At 58.2% G+C, this 2,758-nt stretch carries 3 protein-coding genes; 1 reads left to right on the forward strand and 2 read right to left on the reverse strand.

Features of this window, described 5'->3' with window-relative positions; translation table 11 throughout:
• Nucleotides 1–807: anaerobic C4-dicarboxylate transporter (locus tag Q7O77_RS16650; protein ID WP_304169841.1), on the forward strand; the 807-nt coding region annotated here is incomplete at its 5' end.
• Between the two features lie 110 nt (nt 808–917).
• On the opposite strand, the gene Q7O77_RS16655 is transcribed toward Q7O77_RS16650, so the two are convergent.
• Together Q7O77_RS16655 and Q7O77_RS16660 are read right to left on the reverse strand one after the other, a co-directional pair.
• Nucleotides 918–1,631, reverse strand: coding sequence for an aspartate/glutamate racemase family protein (locus Q7O77_RS16655; protein ID WP_304169843.1), 714 nt, complete (start codon nt 1,629–1,631; stop codon nt 918–920).
• Between the two features lie 2 nt (nt 1,632–1,633).
• Entirely contained in the window at nt 1,634–2,644 is a 1,011-nt protein-coding gene (locus Q7O77_RS16660; protein ID WP_304169845.1) for a D-cysteine desulfhydrase, read from the reverse strand.
• Between the last annotated feature and the right edge of the window lie 114 nt (nt 2,645–2,758).

Here is a 2,758-nt window from a genome sequence, read left to right on the forward strand (position 1 = left end):
ATCCCCTCGACCCTGCTCGGCATCTTGGCGATCGGGATTTTCAGTTGGTTTCGCGGAAAAGATCTGGATAAGGATCCGGAATTTCAGAAATTTATTTCCGTGCCGGAAAATCGGGAATACGTCTACGGCGATACCGCAACCCTGCTGGACAGAAAACTGCCGCGCAGCAACTGGATCGCGATGTGGATTTTCCTGACCACCATTGCCGCCGTCGCACTGTTGGGCGCGGTGGAAGAGTTCCGCCCGGTCTTTAATGGCAAAGCCCTGTCGATGGTGCTGGTTATTCAGATGTTTATGCTGGTGTCCGGCGCCCTGATTATTATCATCACCAAAACAAATCCGGCCTCCATTTCCAAAAACGAGGTCTTCCGTTCAGGCATGATCGCCATCGTCGCCGTATACGGCATCGCGTGGATGGCGGAAACGATGTTCGGCGCGCACCTGGAGCAGATTAAAACAACCCTCGGCACGCTGGTGGTGGAGTACCCCTGGGCCTATGCGCTGATCCTGCTGTTGGTGTCCAAGTTCGTCAATTCGCAGGCCGCCGCGCTCGCGGCTATTGTTCCCGTCGCATTGGCTATCGGCGTAAACCCTGCTTACATTGTGGCTTCCGCCCCGGCCTGCTACGGCTATTATATTCTTCCGACCTACCCCAGCGATCTGGCGGCGATTCAGTTTGACCGCTCAGGTACGACGCATATCGGTCGTTTTGTGATTAACCACAGCTTCATTCTTCCCGGCCTGATTGGCGTATCAACATCCTGCGTCTTTGGATGGGTTTTCGCCGCCATGTATGGCTACTACTAAGTCGCCCCCTCACGCTGACGTCGGCGAATTTCGCTAAGTTCAGCATAAAAAAACCGCCCGTCGTCACGCTGACCGGGCGGTTTTCTGTTTCTGCGATATACGTTTTGAAGCTAGGTGCGGGACTGTCGCCAGAGTTCAACGCAGCTCTGCGCCAGCGCCTGCGTTGTATCAATGCTATGCGCCAGCCAGCGTGAGTTGACGGCAGCCAGCGCGGGAGAGACTTCCGTACAGGCCAGAATCAGCCTCGACGCCCCCCGCTTCGCCAAACGGTCGGCCAGTTGCTCCAGCAGCACACCGCCCTTAATCAGCTCACCCCGTTTGACGGCATAACACCCCGGCACAAACAGTTCATCCATCTCCTGCGGCGTGGGTTCCAGCACCTTGCGACCCGTGGCAGCCAGCCGTTGCTGATACCACCCGGCGCGCAGTGTGCCGTGCGTGGCAATCAGCCCCGTGACTTCCGAGGGTGCAACGAGAGTCTGCCGCATCGCAGCCAGTGTGGCATCCGCAATATGCAGCAGGGGCACGCGACTGGCCGCCGCGAGTGCGTCGAACCAATGGTGCGCCGTGTTGCAGGGGATGACGAGATGACTCATCGGCAGCTGATTCAGCGCGCGAACGACCTCCAGCAGTACCGGCAGCGGGGAGGGACCTGTCCCCGCCAGCGCCTGTTGGCGATCCGGGATCTGCGGTACGTTCCAGACGACCAGCGGAACGTGGTCCTGATCGCGCTCGGCTGGGGTCGCCGCGATGATTTTCTGCACCAGATCGGCCGTCGCCAGAGGCCCCATGCCGCCCAGCACACCGATCAGACAGTCGGTCATGCTTAGCGTCCCTGCTGTTCGAAGAACTCACGGTAGCCGAACAGACCGGCCGAACCGCCCGTATGAATAAACACGACCTGTTCGCCTTTCTTGAAGTGCCCTTTTCTGATCAGATCGATCAGTCCGGCCATGCCTTTGCCGGAGTAGACCGGATCGAGCAGGATCCCTTCCAGACGCGCCAGCAGTTGGAGCGCCTCACGGGTTCCCTCGTTAGGGATGCCGTAACCTTCACCGACATAGTCGCTATTAGCCTGTACGGCGGCGCGCGGTAGCTCTTCTTCAATCCCCAGACGCTGCCAGATTTGCTGCGCCAGACGATATACGTTCTCTTCCTGTTTCTCTTTTGGCGCACGTACGCTGATACCCAGCACCGGGATCCCGCTACGCACCGCCGTGAGTCCGGCGACCAGCCCCGCCTGAGTGCCGCTGCTGCCTGAAGCATGGACGATGTGGTCGATGCGCAGGCGCTGCTGGCTGGACTGAAACAGCAGCTCTTCCGCGCAGGCGACATAGCCCAATGCGCCAGTTACGTTAGAACCTCCGCCGGGAATGACATAGGGACGATGGCCTTCTCGACGCAGCTCGTCCGCCAACGTCTCCAGCGCCTGCTGCATATCCGTACCGCCGGGCAGGTGATCGACGATCTCCCCGCCTAACAAATCATCCAGCAAGATATTTCCCGACCGTTGATAGGGCTCGCCGTAGTCCTTCACCCGCTTTTCCAGCAGCACTTTGGTTTTCAGCCCCAGCTTCGCCGCCGCGGCAATGGTCTGACGAACGTGGTTTGACTGCGTTGCGCCCTGGGTCAGGATGATATCGGCCTCCTGTTGCAACGCCTCCGCCAACAGAAACTCCAGCTTGCGCGTTTTGTTGCCGCCAGTCGCCAAACCGGTCGCATCATCGCGTTTAATATAGATTGTCGGTCCGTTGAGATAAGCCGTCAGCGCAGGCAGGGGTTCAAGCGGGGTGGGGAAATGCCCCAGCGATAAACGGGGGAAACGAGCAAGATGCATCTTATTCTCCTCAAGAAAATCGGTATCACGTGCTATTTGAAAGAAATCGATGTCGTCCGTGTGATGTCATCGGACAACTTTATTGATTAATGGAATAACGGTTCATGCGTCATT

This window comes from Lonsdalea britannica (genome assembly GCF_946477055.1).
GTDB classification, from domain to species: Bacteria; Pseudomonadota; Gammaproteobacteria; order Enterobacterales; family Enterobacteriaceae; genus Lonsdalea; species Lonsdalea britannica_A.